The sequence below is a fragment of the Methylomonas sp. genome (assembly GCF_023228165.1).
GTDB lineage: Bacteria > Pseudomonadota > Gammaproteobacteria > Methylococcales > Methylomonadaceae > Methylomonas.
Map to the genome: position 1 here is coordinate 1 of NZ_JALOBS010000005.1, position 15,890 is coordinate 15,890.

Sequence of the window (15,890 nt, forward strand, 5' to 3'; positions counted from 1 at the left end):
TTCGATAGGGTTTGCCCAAAACCCGGCAATCCCACCAAAAATTCACTGGTCTCGGTGTTGCTGCGCATGGTGGCTTGATTATTTTCTGGGAAACTTCAGATTGAATGTATTGTTAATCAGAATGCTCGTGATGCCGGGGCTGCAAACTTTCCAGCGATTAACGGGCCGATTCTTGATCTATGCAACCAATACAATGTTGGCATATTACAAATGCCGTGTCCTGAAATACGTTTTTTGGGTTTTGAAAGAAAACGACAACCTGGCCAATCCATTAGAGATGCACTCGATAACGATGCAGGCCGTGACTGTTGCAGAAAAATCAGTATCGATATCGTAGACCGCCTTGAAGAATACACTAAGCAGGGATATCAGCTCTTAGCCATCCTTGGCGGCAATCCAATGAGTCCGGGATGCGCAATTCATTGTCAAGACAGACATTTACTAGCTCATTCAGGGGTATTTATGAAAGAACTTCAGGATGAACTTCACAAAAGACATATTGAGATACCTTTTAAAGGCATCCGAGATTCCGATCCGGAAATGTTTGCACAGGACATTGAGTGGGTGCGCGGAATTTTTTCCACAGGAGCTTGAGTTATCCCTTTTAGCCGCCACAAAACGAAATGGCGGCGGAACCGGACCGTAAATGGACGTTAACACCCTAAAGGCATAAAAACTTTATGGTCATTGGTTGGATTTCTCAGGCAAAAAACTATAGTATAAATCTGCAAATAATCGGCACGTTGTTGAACAAAGCGTATGGAGGCAACATGAAAATTATCAAGAAATTCCAACCCATGTCATTAATACCGATTGGCGTCATGCTGATCGGCCTATCCGCTAATGCACTTGCGGCGGATAAGCTGGATATTGGAAAAAGAGAATACGATTCGGTTTGTGCCGTTTGCCATGGACTTAACGGCAAAGGCGACGATGGCCCGTTAAAAGCACTATTAGTGAAGCCGGTACCTAATCTGACGGTACTGGCGAAAAATAATAAAGGGGTATTCCCGTTCGACCGGGTCTATCAGATCATAGACGGGCGGCAAGAGGTCAAATCGCATGGGTCGCGCGAGATGCCGGTTTGGGGAAATGCCTTCAACAACCAAACGTCATTATATTTTGACAACTATCCCTCGCACGATAGCGAGTCAGCCGCTCGCAGTCGTATTCTGGCATTGGTTGAATACCTTTTTCGGCTGCAAGAATAAGTCCTCGTAACGGCAGCTAAATTGCTGAATACCGTTCGCACCAAATATTTTAAGGGTTCGAACGGTATTTTCTGCAAGATTTATGACGTTCCGATTTATGCTTGGCGGAACCTCCCTCTATGCCGACCCTGGCGTCCCGCACCGTGACCATGATGACCACCGCCAGCTTCAGAACCTTGCGCACAGCGCTGAAATGCCGGCAGATGCCGCTGCTGCGAAGCATCTCTAAGATTGTGAAACACCCTGACTATATCCGGATGCCCTATCGCTTTAAGCAAGCGTTCGTAGAGTTCGGCATTGGCAATCTCGGCGGCGACGCCGGCTTCGCAAGCGGCATGCAGGCTGGCGTATCGCTCAACCTTGCCCGGCCAGGGATTCTCCGGCACAGTCAGGCCATAGCGCGCAAACAGCGCATAAAGCGCCTCTATGTGCCTCGCCTCGGCATCGCGAATATTACTAAACGGCCGAGCATCGCCAAAATCGGCAAGCACTTGTTCGTAGGTCGCGAAGGCGCGATACTCGTCATCGAGCACTTCATTCAGTGCCTGAATTTCAATCTCCGATAGCTCGTTCATATCTTAAGCTCCTAAATGAAAGAACAGGATGCTGGCAATGCCTGCCAGCAACAGCAATAGTTGACGCAACGAGGCCATAGGCGTGACATGCCGGTGCAATCCAGGAATCAGGTCGGCGGTTGCGATATAGATGAAACTGGCGGCGGAAATCGCCAAAATATAGGGTACCGCCTGGCTCATCTCGGCCAGCCAGAAATAGGCGAACAGTGCGCCGGGAAGAGTACTGGTGGATGACAGCCCATTCAGCAACAAGGCCTTGGTTCGGCTATAGCCGCTGTCTAGCAGAATGGCAAAGTCGCCGACCTCCTGCGGCACTTCGTGCGCAATAACCGCTAACGATGTCGCGATACCCAACGGAATCGAGGTCAGAAAGGCTGCGGCGATCACCACGCCGTCGACAAAATTATGGAAGGCATCGCCGATGAGAATCAGCGGTGCGGCACGGCTATGAACATCGCAGTCTACATCATGGCAGTGGCGCCAGATAACCAGTTTCTCCAAAACGAAAAACCCCACCATGCCGGCCAATACCGTCGCCATGAATGAGTCTGCCGGCGCCCGTTCCAGCCCGGCGGGAATCATGCCCAGAAACGCAGAACCTAGCAAAGTGCCGGTGGCATAGCTAACCAGATAAGGCAGCAGAACCTTACGAATACCTTCCGGAAAAACCAAAAGTAAGACGGAACAACCGACCGCACCAATGCTACCCAAGATACTGAAGCCGATTATCCACAGCAACATGATCAGCGCTCTGGTTCTGCAACTATTTCAGGGGCGGCTGCTAACGGCTCAGGCTGACAGTGCTGCGCGCGGTTAACCATCTGATCCATTTTTTTAAACACAGGTCCGATAATGGATTGTTCTATACCGGTGAAATACAGCCGACCGGCATTGACCACCACGAATACCGAACTGACGTGATGCAATAAGGCGGCAAGGATAGGATTGAGCAGGCCGAAGGTGGCCATTGCCAGACCGATACTGTTGAAACTGACCGCCCATAGATAGTTTTGGCGGATGATGCCACCCATTTTATGACTGAGTCGCAAAATGGTGACCAAATCCTGGGCATCATTGCCGAGAATGACCACATCCGACGAAACAATCGCCAGATTGACGTTTTTATGGCCGCCGATGGCAATACCCACATTGGCGGCCGCCAGGGCCGGCGCATCGTTGACGCCATCGCCCACCATCGCCACTTTACCCTGGGTCTGGTATTTTTTTACCAGTTCGGTTTTAACCTCTGGTGTGCAATTAAAATAATATTCGTCAGCATTGATATAGTCGGCCACCCGCTTGGCTTCTTGCTCTTCGTTGTCGCCGGTCGCCAGAATCACTTTTTCTATGCCGCAGGCATGAATGGTGTCTGCCAAACCCTGCATTTCCGACAGCATGATGTCGCGAATCACTATGACACCTTTCACTTCCCGGTCTACGGCCAGCCAAATGGCGCGGCCGGCATACTCGATGGCCGGCAATTCAATATCCTGGTAGCTAAGCGTTTCGGCGCTGCCCATCAAAATATGCTGTTGGTCAACAAGAGCCTGTATGCCTCGGCCCGGCAAATCTTCCGCCTGCTCGACCGGCAGCAATCGGGTTATCCCCTGCGCTTTCGAGAAGTTGATGATGGCGCGCGCAATCGGATGATCGAAGCGGGATTCGATCGAGGCGGCCAGTTCCAATAGTCGCTGCCGCGGCAGGCCGATTTCGATGATCTGGCTGACTTCGGGTTCCGCCAAGGTTACCGTACCGGTTTTATCCAGAATCAGGGTTTTGATGTCCTGCATGTTTTCCAACGGTTCGCCGCCTCGAGCCAGGATATTGGAGCGAGCCAGACGGCCGATATTGGCGGCGAACGCCGTCGGCATCGCCAGTGCCCAGGCGCAGGGACAAACTACCGCCAGCGCCGTCGCCATCAGATGCAGACTGCCGGTGATAAACAACAGTAAAAATGAATAAGCTGTGACCGACAGCAGTAGAATTTGTACCGTAGTATCGGCACGCTTTTGTAGTGCCGATTTATTCAGCAGGCTGTTTTCGATTTCCTGGGTAATCACGGACAGAAACGAATCATCGCCGTTTTTGTCCGCCTTGACTTGCAACGGTCCGGTCAGATTCAGCGTGCCGGAGGTCACCTCGGCGCCGGTGGTTTTATAGACGGGAAAAGGTTCGCCGGTAATCGTCGATTCGTCTATGGATGACTCGCCTTCGATGATGATGCCGTCTATCGGCACCATCGCACCTTTCGGAATCAGCACTACATCATGCTGACGAACCCGGTTGATCGGTATCTCCTCAATAGTGCCATCCTTTAGCACTTGGGCGGTTTTTTTGCCTTCCTGAATCAGGCTTTCGATTTTTTCCCGGTTTTTGCGAATAATCGTAAACGAGATGTATAAACCCAGCCCGATAAACCAGGCCACCATCGCCCCGCTTAACGGTGTGCCGTCTACCAGTGTCACTGCCATCACCAATACGATTAACAACTCCGCCGAAACTTTATGCATGAACAGTATGGTTTTTAGCAGGGCCTCAAGATAAATCCCCAGGCAGACAAGATAAAATGGTATCCCCAACCAAAATAAAACCGGCAGGTCATAGAGTGCATCCAAACCGAACATCACTACGGGAATGAGAGCGGCGATGACGCGCAGCAGCATAATGTCGCCGCGCGGACTGATTTTCAGCAATTCGGCGTCGATTTTGTCGAAATAGTATTTATAAGGCATAAAATTATCCTTTTGCGGGTTCAAATGTCGCTTGGCCGACTTTTGCCCCAGTAACGGAATACCAGCACTACTGTACAGGCAATGGCAATTATCCCCAACAGCCAGCTGCTCGAAGAGAGCGGATGCTGACTAAAGGTTGCCAGTTGATAAAACAGCGTCGCGGTCAGATAAGCCAAACCGGTGGCCCACGACACCATGAACACCGACCAGCGCAGGCTGGATTCGCGGTAAGCCGCCGCTGATGTGGCAATACACGGAAAATACAGCAGCATGAACAGCAAATAGGCAAACGCCCCGATTTGGCCGTGAAAATGCGTCTGCAGTGCGGCAGCAAAATGATCCTGACCTGCCGACTGAGTGACGGAGGCTATGCCCAACATTTTTTTCAAGCCCATCGGAATGGTCATGCAGGCCTGTTTGACGGCGTCGACTAAATCAAATGCTGCAGCCTGATGGTTTGATTTAGTTTGATTGGATTCCGCGTAAATCGTTTTCAGGGTACTGATCGCAACGACTTTATGCAAAATACCGGTGAACAACGCAACCGTGGCCGGCCAATTGTCTTGGTCTATACCCATTGGCGTCAGTGCCGGCGTCACCGCACGTCCGACCGCGCTGAGTACCGAGTGTTCGATGTTATTGGCTTTGAAGGAGCCGTCCGTTCCTAGTGAACTGAGAATGTTCAATATCAAGACCATGCTGATGATGATTTTTCCAACCCGCATGACAAAAGTCTCGACCCGAGTCCAGGTGTTGATCAACACATTTTTAAGCTTCGGCACATGGTAGTTGGGGATTTCCATCAATACCAAAGAGAATGCCTCTTTCAGGAAGGTGTGCTTCAGTAGCAGAGCGGTCAACACGGCGAACATCACCCCTATCAAATACAGGATGAAAACGATCATCTCGCCGTTGTCCGGGAAAAATATAGCGGCAAATAAGGTAAAAACCGCCAGGCGTGCTCCGCAGGTCATAAAGGGATTGAGCAGGATGCTCAACAACCGGTCGCGCGGATTCTCCAATGTTCGGGTCGCTAGCATGGCAGGCACGTTACAGCCGAAACCCAGAATCATCGGCACAAAGGCCTTGCCGGGCAAACCCAATCCGCGCATCAATCTATCCATCGCAAAGGTTGCCCTTGCCATATAGCCCGATTCCTCCAGTACCGAGATAAACAAATACAGAAAACCCAAAATCGGGATAAAAGCCGCCACTTCGCGGATACCGTTGCCGACGCCTTGCGCTGCCAGCATGATCAGCCAGGATGGACTTTCCAGTAACGCCAGGCCATGTGCGACGCCATCGACGAAGAGTGCCTGGGCCAGATCGTTGAAAAACGGTTTGAAGGCACGACCGAGTTTGATCGTGAAGGTAAACATCAAATACATCATGCCGAAGAAGATCGGAATCCCGAAAACACGGTGTAGCACCACACTGTCGATTTTATCGGATAGGTCGCGGCCAATTTCCGACTTTCTCTGTAGGGTTTCCTGTACCAGAAGATTGATAAAGCCGTAGCGGCTATCCGCGATCGCGATGTCGATTTGGTCGCCGAGTTCGAGCTCGATGGCATGGCGCAATTGTGCTGCCGTTTCGGTTAGGGTTGTATCGGCCTGACCAAGCGCAAACTCGTCCTGCTCCAACAGTTTCAGAGCAAACCAACGAGTATCACCGATGGGTTTTTCCAGCTGTTGTTCGACCAGCGGGGTCAAACTTTTCAGCGCCGCTTGAATCGCTGTGGGATAACTGATGGCAAAATCTGCCAGGATGTTGTGTTCCGCCAAGCGATCGATGCTGGATTTCAATTTCCGGGTGTCGTCTGCACGAGTGGCCACCAGCGACACCAACGGACACTGGAGTCGACGGGCGATTTCGTCACTGTCGATGTTTAGATCGCAACCCGTGGCATCGTCCATGTTATTCAGCACCACCAGCATCGGCAAGCGCATTTCCAGCAGCTGTGTGGTCAGGTACAGATTGCGTTCCAGATGCGAGGTGTCGACAATATTGATGATTAGATCGGCTTTTTGGGACAGGATGTAATCCCGAGCGATTTTTTCATCCAGCGAGGTGAGCTTTTCGTTGACGTCCAAGGTATAAATGCCGGGCAAATCGACCACTTCGACGGCTTTGTTACAGTAACGGTAACAGCCGGTTTTCCGCTCGACAGTAACCCCTGCCCAATTGCCCACATGCTGTCGCGCGCCGGTCAGGCTATTGAATAGGGTGGTTTTTCCGCTGTTGGGATTGCCGATGACGGCGACGGTGTATTCTTCCTGAGAGAGGGGTTTTGAAGACTCTGCGAGGTTGTCCATGAGTTTGATGTTCAAGCCAGCCGCTTCATCCATACGCAAACTGAGATCGGTGCCGCGCATCCGGATTTCAATCGGATCGCCCAGAGGCGCGACTCGTATGACTTTGAATTCCGTGCCGGGCGTCAAGCCCATGGCTAATAGTTTTTGCCGGTCAGGCAATAGGTTTTGATCGTAACTGGCGACGCGTCCCCAGTCGCCGACTTTCATGTCGCGCAGATTGATAAACATTTTCGAGCCATCCTGATCCCGTAGGTGCAAAAAGAGGCGGTGAATGCCTGATAACTGTGATTGCGCCGCCCGCGCCGGATAATATTAGTTTTATCTTATGCGGGGTTACTTGTAAACCTTAAATTTAGCATGGCAAATAATCCTGTAGACATTCTGAATCTCGCAAATCCTGCCGATTATCAGCTGCCGACGTCTCACTAGGGGCCGGCTCTCAGATAACATAACACTCTCGAGCCCGTTGCAGAATTGTCACCGGCAATGCCTGCCGAACATAGTTAACCGTTAGATCCGCCGTTCTTTTAAAACCGCTTGTGTTCGCTTTAGGCGCTGCTGTCGCACCTGCATGGTTGTCTCAACATTACCGGATCGTCGCCGACTCTTGTTATATCGTCGTCAACGGCTCTAATTCTTCCACAAGCCAGGGAAATAATGAACTTTGAATGTTCAACCAGGCTTGTGATAAAGTCGCTGGCGACCCGTTCGTTTGTTGCTCGTTTATCGCCTGATGGGATGATTGACCGTCCTCGGCGTGACCGCTAACGCTGCCCTGCAACAACAGGATGGTAGACGAATACCGGTTTCAAGCTATGAATAAATTCCGTACACATTATTCGCTGTTAGCCAAATACGTCTATCATGCGGGTGCCGCTGACGCGCCGACCTCTGAACCACACGACATCGCAAAAATCTGGCTGCAAGGCAATAACGCATTTTCACTAACACCCATTTAGAAACCCGTAACCATCTCTTAAATAAAAGGTAACTTTAATGGTTAGCAATGCGAGTACCTCTCTTCAAACCCGGGCCTTAACCGCCAGTACGCTGGCCTTTACGGTTTGTTTCGCGGTCTGGACCATTTTTTCCATTATCGGCCTGCAAATCCAAAATGATTTGCAGTTAAGCGAAACGGCATTCGGGCTTTTGCTCGGCACGCCGATCTTATCGGGATCGCTGGTCCGGTTGCTGTTGGGGATCTGCAGCGATATCTACGGTGGACGTATCGTCTACCTGCTGGTGATGGTTACCGCCGCGATCGCCACCCTGTTATTAACCACTGCCCAAAGCTACATCATGTACCTGCTTGCGGCATTGGGCGTCGGGGTTGCCGGCGGTTCGTTCGCGGTGGGTATCGCTTATGTCTCGCGCTGGTTCCCGGCTGAAAAACAAGGCGCCGTGCTGGGGATTTTCGGCTTGGGCAATATCGGTGCGGCAGTCACAAAATTTGTCGCACCGTTCGTGATGGTCGCCTATGGCTGGCATGCTGTGGCCCAAGTGTGGGCGGGCGTTTTACTCTTGACCGCCGCCATTTTCTGGCTGACGACCGAAGACGACCCGTCCTTAAAAACCCGGCAAGCGGCCCATATCAAAGGCGTTAGTTTCATGGCGCAACTCCAGCCGTTGAAAAATATTCAGGTCTGGCGATTCTCGCTGTATTATTTCTTCGTTTTCGGCGGGTTTGTCGCGTTAGCTTTATGGCTGCCGCGCTACATGATGGGCGCTTACGGTTTCGAGATTAAAACCGCCGGCATGCTGGCGGCTATTTACTCGATTTTCGCCAGTTCATTCCGCGCCCTGGGCGGCTGGCTGGCTGACCGCTTCGGCGCTCGTACCATCATGTACTGGACCTTTATCGTCGCGGCCGCTTGTACCTTTGTACTGTCCTATCCGCCGACCGATTACACCGTGCATGGCATCAAAGGCGACATCAATTTCGCCTTTGCCATTCAACCCGTTTGGTTTATTTCTATCATGGCGGTATTGGGTTTGTTCATGTCCTTCGGCATGGCTGCCGTTTATAAACATATTCCGGTCTACTATCCCAATAATGTCGGCTCGGTCGGCGGCGCCGTCGGCATGGTCGGCGGATTGGGCGGTTTTCTGCTGCCGTTGACTTTCGGCATGCTGAACGACTTGACCAACCTTTGGAGCAGCTGTTTCATGCTGCTGTTCGTGCTGGTGATGATCGCGCTGACCTGGATGCACTTCGCTATCATTCGTTCCGAACGCAGCGCCGTACCGGGTCTGGCTGAAATATCCACCGACTTGCCGGAACTGAGCCATCCATCGTCTTTGGTTCTGAACGACTGGAACCCGGAGGATAAAAAATTCTGGGAAGCTTCCGGCAAGCGCATCGCGGCCCGCAACCTGTGGATTAGTATCCCGGCCTTGCTGTTGGCGTTCGCGGTCTGGATGGTGTGGAGCGTCGTCGTGATCAACCTGCCGAATATCGGCTTCACTTATACCACCAACCAATTATTCTGGCTGGCGGCATTGCCCGGCTTGTCCGGCGCCACGCTGCGGATTTTCTATTCCTTCATGGTGCCTATTTTTGGCGGTCGCCGCTGGACCAGCATCAGTACGGGATCGTTATTAATACCTGCTATATGGATAGGCTTTGCGGTGCAAAATCCTGAAACGCCTTATTTGCTCATGGTGGTTCTGGCCTTGTTATGCGGCTTCGGCGGCGGTAATTTCGCCTCCAGCATGGCCAACATCAGCTTTTTCTACCCGCAAGCGCAAAAAGGCACGGCCTTGGGTCTGAATGCCGGCTTGGGCAATCTCGGCGTCAGTACCGTGCAATTTGTCGTGCCCTGGGTGATTGCCATGAGCGTATTCGGTCCGCTGGGTGGCGAACCGCAGACCTGGATCAAGGACGGCGTCGGGCAATCGGTCTGGTTGCAAAATGCCGCTTTCATTTGGGTGCCGTTTATTCTGGCCACCACCCTTGCCGCCTGGTTCGGCATGAACGATATCGCTTCGGCCAAAGCCTCGTTCAAAGAGCAGGCCGTCATTTTCAAACGTAAACACAACTGGCTGATGTGCTGGTTGTACACGGGTACGTTCGGTTCCTTCATCGGTTATTCGGCCGGTTTTCCGATGCTGATCAAAATCTTGTTTCCTGAACAGAACCCCACCCAGTTTGCCTTTTTAGGGCCACTGGTCGGTGCGCTGAGCCGGCCTGTCGGCGGCTGGCTGGCCGATAAGCTGGGCGGCGCCCGGGTGACCTTATGGAATTTTCTTGTGATGACCGCTGCGGTGTTCGGGGTATTGCATTTCATGCCGCACGACGGGACGGCGGGCAGTTTCGCCGGCTTTTTCATGATGTTCATGCTGTTGTTCCTGACCACCGGCATCGGGAATGGCTCCACGTTCCGGATGATACCGGTCATCTTCATGACCGAGCGCTTGCGCGCAGCCGAGGATCAAGCCGAAGAGTTCATCAACCAGGCCCGGCGCAACGCCGCCAAGGAGTCCGCTGCCGTCTTGGGATTCAGTTCGGCCGTTGCCGCCTATGGCGCTTTTTTCATCCCGAAAAGCTACGGCACCTCGATCAGCCTGACCGGCGCTCCGGATGCCGCTTTTTACTGCTTTATCGGTTTTTATCTGAGCTGTATCGGTATAACCTGGTGGTATTACGCCCGCAAAAATGCGCCGATGCCGTGTTGAATAAATTTATCAAACGTCGGCTTAACGCCCGCTAATCCGACCCGTTTTCTCTCGCTAACTGACGACAAGCAGGTACACATTATGAGTCACTTTCTCGACCGCTTGATGTTTTTCAAGAAAAAAGTCGATACCTATTCCGGCGATCATGGCATCGTCACCAATGAAGATCGAAGTTGGGAAGACAGCTATCGTCAACGCTGGCAACACGACAAAATCGTCCGCTCGACCCACGGCGTCAATTGCACCGGTTCCTGCAGTTGGAAAATCTATGTCAAAAACGGCCTGGTCACCTGGGAAACTCAGCAAACCGATTATCCGCGTACCCGACCGGATCTGCCGAATCACGAACCGCGCGGCTGTCCGCGTGGCGCCAGTTATTCCTGGTATTTATACAGCGCCAATCGCTTGAAATATCCGCTGATACGCAGTCATTTGGTGCGCCTATGGCGCGAAGCCCGAACCACTTTGGAACCGGTGGATGCCTGGGCCGCCATTGTCGAAGATCCGGCCAAAGCCAAGGCGTATAAAAGCAAACGCGGCATGGGCGGATTGGTTCGGGCCGACTGGGCGGAAGTCAACGAGATCATTGCCGCCGCCAATGTTTATACCGCCAAAAAATTCGGTCCCGATCGTATCGTCGGATTTTCTCCGATTCCGGCCATGTCGATGGTGTCGTATGCCGCCGGCACCCGTTACCTATCGTTGATCGGCGGCGTCAGCCTGAGCTTCTACGACTGGTACTGCGATCTGCCGCCGTCTTCGCCGCAAACCTGGGGCGAGCAGACCGACGTGCCGGAATCGGCGGATTGGTACAACGCCGGATTCATCATGATGTGGGGCTCCAACGTGCCGCAGACTCGCACCCCGGACGCTCATTTCATGACCGAAGCCCGCTACAAAGGCGCCAAGGTTGTGGTGGTGACGCCGGACTATTCCGAAGCCAGCAAATTCGCCGATCTGTGGCTGCATCCCAAACAAGGCACCGATGCCGCTTTAGCCATGGCGTTGGGTCATGTGATTCTGAAAGAATTTTATATCGAACGGCAAAGCGCCTATTTCACCGAGTATGTTCGGGAAAATACCGACCTGCCGTTCCTGGTGATGCTGAAAGAACAAGGCGGCTATTATGTACAGGACCGGTTTTTCAGAGCCTCGGATTTTTTAGGTCAGCTCGGACAGGAGAACAACCCGGAATGGAAAACGGTCGCCTATGATGAAATCAACGGTCAGATCGTACCGCCCGACGGTTCGATAGGATTCCGCTGGGGCGAAAGCGGGCACTGGAATATCGAACAAAAATCGGCCGGGGCCGAGGTCAAGCTGCGCCTCAGCCTTATCGACACTAAAGACGAGGTCGTTAGCGTCGGCTTTCCTTATTTCGGCGGCTCGGAACATCCGCATTTTACCCATTCGCAGCACGCGTCTATCCAGCAACGCCAGGTCCCGGTCAAAAAAATCACCCTGGCCGATGGCAGCGAGGTGTTGGCCACCACGGTATTCGATTTGTTGGTGGCCAATTACGGCATCGATCGCGGCCTGGCTGGCGGTAATGTCGCTAGTTCGTACGATGATGACGTACCTTACACACCCGCCTGGCAGGAAAAAATCACCGGTGTCAAACGCCAAAAAGTCATCGCGGTAGCCCGCGAATTTGCGAGCAATGCGGAAAAAACCAAAGGCCGTTCGATGGTGATTCTCGGCGCCGGCATCAATCACTGGTATCACATGGACATGAATTACCGGGGCATCATCAACCTGCTGATGCTGTGCGGTTGTATCGGTCGATCCGGCGGCGGTTGGGCGCATTATGTCGGTCAGGAAAAACTGCGCCCTCAAACCGGCTGGCTGCCGCTGGCCTTCGGCCTGGACTGGAAACGTCCGCCCCGGCATATGAACAGCACTTCGTTTTTCTATAATCACACCAGCCAGTGGCGTTACGAGAAGCTCAAAATTAACCAAATCCTGTCACCGCTGGCCGATCCCAAGGATTGGCCCGGCAGCCTGATCGACTACAACGTGCGTGCCGAACGCATGGGCTGGCTGCCTTCGGCGCCGCAGTTGCAAACCAACCCGCTGGAGGTGACTAAAGCGGCCGAAAAGGCGGGACAAAAGCCGGTCGATTTTGTCGTGGCCGGTTTAAAGGACGGCAGCCTGAAAATGTCCTGCGAAGACCCGGATCATCCGCAAAACTTTCCGCGCAACCTGTTCGTCTGGCGTTCCAACCTGCTCGGCTCGTCCGCCAAAGGCCATGAATATTTTCTGAAATATCTGCTGGGCACCCAGCACGGCCTTCAAGGCAAGGATTTGGGCACCGAAGGCGGCGAAAAGCCCGCCGAAGTGGTCTGGCATGAGCAGGCTGCGGAAGGCAAGCTCGATTTGTTGGTGACGCTGGATTTCAGGATGTCCACCACCTGCCTGTATTCGGATATCGTGCTGCCGACGGCGACCTGGTATGAAAAGAACGATTTGAATACCTCGGACATGCACCCGTTCATTCACCCGCTGTCCAAAGCCGTCGATCCGGCCTGGGAATCGCGTTCGGACTGGGAGATTTACAAAGGCATCGCCCGCAAATTCTCCGAATTGTCGGCTGGACATCTGGGGATCGAGAAAGACATCGTCGCCGTGCCGACATTACACGACACACCCACCGAACTGGCGCAGCCATTCGAGGTAAAAGATTGGAAAAAAGGCCAATGCGAACCTATCCCCGGTAAAACCATGCCCAATTGGGTCGTGGTGGAGCGCGATTATCCCAATACCTACAAGATGTTCACGGCCTTGGGTCCGTTGATGACCACTATCGGCAACGGCGGCAAAGGCATTGCCTGGAATACCGATGAGGAAGTCGAATTTTTAGGCAATTTGAATCATCGGGTGACCGAAGCAGGCATCAGTCAGGGCCTGCCGCGTATCGACTCGGACATCGACGCGGCCGAAGTGATACTGTCGCTGGCGCCGGAGACCAACGGTCAGGTCGCGGTCAAGGCCTGGACGGCGCTCGGCAAGTTTACCGGACTGGATCACACCCCGCTGGCGTTGCCGCGCGAAGATGACAAAATTCGCTTCCGCGACATTCAGGCGCAGCCGCGCAAGATTATTTCCTCGCCCACCTGGAGCGGTGTGGAATCCGAAAAAGTCTGTTACAACGCCGGCTACACCAACGTGCATGAACGTATCCCCTGGCGCACTCTGAGCGGACGTCAGCAGTTTTATCAGGATCACAGCTGGATGCGCGCCTTCGGCGAGACTTTGTGCGTCTATAAACCGCCGGTCGACACGCGCACGATCGAACCGATGCTGGAAAAAAAATCCAACGGCAATCCGGAGCTGGTATTGAATTTCCTCACTCCGCATCAAAAATGGGGCATACACAGCACTTACACCGATAACCTGCTAATGCTGACCTTGTCGCGCGGCGGGCCTATCGTCTGGATTAGCGAAATCGATGCCGCCAAAGCGGACATTAAAGACAACGACTGGATCGAAGCCTTCAATGTCAACGGCGCCTTGACGGCCAGGGCCGTGGTCAGTCAACGGGTGCCGGAAGGCATGACTTTGATGTATCACGCCCAGGAAAAAACCATCAATACGCCGGGGTCGGAAATTACCGGTTGTCGCGGCGGCATTCATAATTCGGTCACCCGGGTGACGCTGAAGCCGACCCATATGATCGGCGGCTATGCTCAGCAAAGTTACGGCTTTAACTACTATGGCACCGTCGGCTCGAATCGGGACGAATTCGTGATTGTCCGTAAAACCAACAAAGTCGATTGGCTGGATGAACCCAGTCAAAGCTCCGAACAGCGGGAGGATGCATAAATGAAAATTCGCGCACAAATCGGCATGGTGCTGAACCTGGACAAATGCATCGGCTGTCACACCTGTTCCATCACCTGCAAGAACGTCTGGACCTCGCGATCGGGCGCCGAGTACGCCTGGTTCAATAACGTGGAAAGCAAACCCGGAATCGGTTTCCCCCAGCAATGGGAAAATCAGGACAAATGGAACGGCGGTTGGGTGCGTAAAATCAACGGCAAGATCGAGCCGAAACAGGGCGGCAAGCTGAAATCCCTGGCCAATATATTCGCCAACCCCAACATGCCGGGCATCGAAGACTATTACGAACCCTTCGATTTCGATTACGGTCATTTGCAAAATGCACCGGCATCGAAAACGCCGCCGACTGCCAGGCCTTTTTCGGTGATCACCGGCGAACGCATGGAAAAAATCGAAGGTGGCCCGAACTGGGAAGACATTCTCGGCACCGAATTCGAATCCCGTTCCCGCGATGTCAATTTCGAGCAAGTGCAAAAGGACATGTACGGCGAATTCGAAAATACCTTCATGATGTATTTGCCGAGGCTGTGCGAACATTGCCTCAATCCGACCTGCGTCGCCGCCTGTCCCAGCGGCTCGATATACAAACGCGAGGAAGACGGCATCGTCTTGATCGACCAGGATAAATGCCGCGGCTGGCGCATGTGCGTGTCCGCCTGCCCTTATAAAAAAATCTATTACAACTGGGAAACCGGCAAATCGGAAAAATGCGTATTCTGCTATCCGCGCATCGAAGCCGGCGAACCCACAGTTTGTTCGGAAACCTGCGTCGGTCGCATCCGCTATTTGGGCGTGTTGCTGTACGATGCCGACCGCATCGAAGCGGCGGCCAGCTGCGAAGACGAACAGGATTTATATCAACAACAATTGGATGTGTTCCTGGACCCTTTCGATGAAGCGGTGTTGGCCGAAGCGCGCAAGGAAGGCATACCGGAATCCTGGTTGACCGCCGCCCAAGCCTCACCGGTCTACAAAATGGCGCTGGATTGGAAGGTGGCTTTTCCATTGCATCCGGAATTTCGTACCTTGCCGATGGTTTGGTATGTGCCGCCGTTGTCGCCAATACAGGCAGCCGCGGAAAACGACTGGATCGGCATGAACCATGATATCCCGGACGTGCGTTCCTTGCGCATTCCGGTCCGTTATCTGGCCAATCTGCTTACCGCAGGCAAGGAAGAACCGGTGGCGCTGGCACTGGAACGCATGCTGGCGATGCGCAGCTATATGCGCAGCAAAACCGTGGACGGCCAAATCAATACCCAGGTGCTGAATCAGGTCGGCTTGACGCAGGCGCAGGTGGAAGACATGTACCGCTACATGGCCATCGCCAACTACGAAGACCGCTTCGTGATTCCGACCAGCCACCGCGAATATGCGGGTTCCGCATTCGACGCCTACAGCGAACAAGGCGGCTGCGGTTTCAGTTTCGGCAACGGCTGTTCCGGCGACGACAAAGTCAATCTGTTCGGCGGCGGCAAGCTGACGCAGCGCGGCAAAGTCCCGATCAAAATTCCGGTAAAAGTGGAACCGGTAAAATAACGA

General features: G+C 53.2%; 10 protein-coding genes. 6 read left to right on the forward strand and 4 right to left on the reverse strand.

The features are described from left to right. The 3 genes from M0R33_RS04860 to M0R33_RS04870 all read left to right on the forward strand — a co-directional run. Positions 1-337, forward strand: a 337-nt coding sequence (locus M0R33_RS04860) for a hypothetical protein (RefSeq protein ID WP_292565898.1), incomplete at its 5' end; no start/stop codon positions are given. A gap of 125 nt (positions 338-462) precedes the next feature. After that, a complete protein-coding gene (locus M0R33_RS04865) occupies positions 463-594 on the forward strand; it encodes a hypothetical protein (RefSeq protein ID WP_292565900.1) in 132 nt (43 codons plus the stop codon). A gap of 176 nt (positions 595-770) precedes the next feature. Beyond that, entirely contained in the window at positions 771-1,211 is a 441-nt protein-coding gene (locus M0R33_RS04870) for a cytochrome c (RefSeq protein WP_292565904.1), read from the forward strand. Positions 1,212-1,306: 95 nt separating this feature from the next. Here M0R33_RS04870 and M0R33_RS04875 read toward each other — a convergent pair whose 3' ends face one another. From M0R33_RS04875 to feoB, 4 genes are read right to left on the reverse strand one after another with little or no spacing between them, the layout of a single operon-like run. Then, positions 1,307-1,786: a hypothetical protein gene (locus M0R33_RS04875; RefSeq protein ID WP_292565906.1), complete on the reverse strand. Its 480-nt coding sequence runs from the start codon at positions 1,784-1,786 to the stop codon at positions 1,307-1,309. A gap of 3 nt (positions 1,787-1,789) precedes the next feature. Next, on the reverse strand, positions 1,790-2,527 hold the full coding sequence (locus M0R33_RS04880) for a ZIP family metal transporter (protein WP_366043088.1): 738 nt from the start codon (positions 2,525-2,527) through the stop codon (positions 1,790-1,792). A gap of 2 nt (positions 2,528-2,529) precedes the next feature. Next, positions 2,530-4,518, reverse strand: coding sequence for a cation-translocating P-type ATPase (locus M0R33_RS04885; RefSeq protein ID WP_292565909.1), 1,989 nt, complete (start codon positions 4,516-4,518; stop codon positions 2,530-2,532). Positions 4,519-4,538: 20 nt separating this feature from the next. Further along, entirely contained in the window at positions 4,539-7,061 is a 2,523-nt protein-coding gene (feoB, locus tag M0R33_RS04890; protein WP_366043093.1) for a Fe(2+) transporter permease subunit FeoB, read from the reverse strand. A gap of 768 nt (positions 7,062-7,829) precedes the next feature. Between feoB and M0R33_RS04900 the strand changes: the two genes are divergently transcribed. The 3 genes from M0R33_RS04900 to narH all read left to right on the forward strand — a co-directional run bounded on the left by M0R33_RS04900 (position 7,830) and on the right by narH (position 15,887). Continuing rightward, complete coding sequence (locus tag M0R33_RS04900; RefSeq protein WP_292565911.1) at positions 7,830-10,508, forward strand: MFS transporter; 2,679 nt, start codon at positions 7,830-7,832, stop codon at positions 10,506-10,508. Positions 10,509-10,589: 81 nt separating this feature from the next. After that, positions 10,590-14,330 carry a nitrate reductase subunit alpha gene (locus tag M0R33_RS04905; protein WP_292565914.1) on the forward strand — a complete coding sequence of 1,247 codons (3,741 nt, stop codon included), beginning with the start codon at positions 10,590-10,592 and terminating at the stop codon, positions 14,328-14,330. Next, positions 14,331-15,887: a nitrate reductase subunit beta gene (gene narH, locus M0R33_RS04910; RefSeq protein WP_292565917.1), complete on the forward strand. Its 1,557-nt coding sequence runs from the start codon at positions 14,331-14,333 to the stop codon at positions 15,885-15,887. Positions 15,888-15,890: the final 3 nt, after the last annotated feature.

Excerpts from the sequence above, each read along its gene's own strand:
- M0R33_RS04905 (WP_292565914.1), top strand. The coding sequence starts at position 10,590 with ATGAGTCACTTTCTCGACCGCTTGATGTTTTTCAAGAAAAAAGTCGAT.
- M0R33_RS04875 (WP_292565906.1), bottom strand. The coding sequence starts at position 1,786 with ATGAACGAGCTATCGGAGATTGAAATTCAGGCACTGAATGAAGTGCTC.
- M0R33_RS04870 (WP_292565904.1), top strand. The coding sequence starts at position 771 with ATGAAAATTATCAAGAAATTCCAACCCATGTCATTAATACCGATTGGC.
- M0R33_RS04900 (WP_292565911.1), top strand. The coding sequence starts at position 7,830 with ATGGTTAGCAATGCGAGTACCTCTCTTCAAACCCGGGCCTTAACCGCC.
- M0R33_RS04865 (WP_292565900.1), top strand. The coding sequence starts at position 463 with ATGAAAGAACTTCAGGATGAACTTCACAAAAGACATATTGAGATACCT.
- narH (WP_292565917.1), top strand. The coding sequence starts at position 14,331 with ATGAAAATTCGCGCACAAATCGGCATGGTGCTGAACCTGGACAAATGC.
- feoB (WP_366043093.1), bottom strand. The coding sequence starts at position 7,061 with ATGTTTATCAATCTGCGCGACATGAAAGTCGGCGACTGGGGACGCGTC.
- M0R33_RS04880 (WP_366043088.1), bottom strand. The coding sequence starts at position 2,527 with ATGTTGCTGTGGATAATCGGCTTCAGTATCTTGGGTAGCATTGGTGCG.
- M0R33_RS04885 (WP_292565909.1), bottom strand. The coding sequence starts at position 4,518 with ATGCCTTATAAATACTATTTCGACAAAATCGACGCCGAATTGCTGAAA.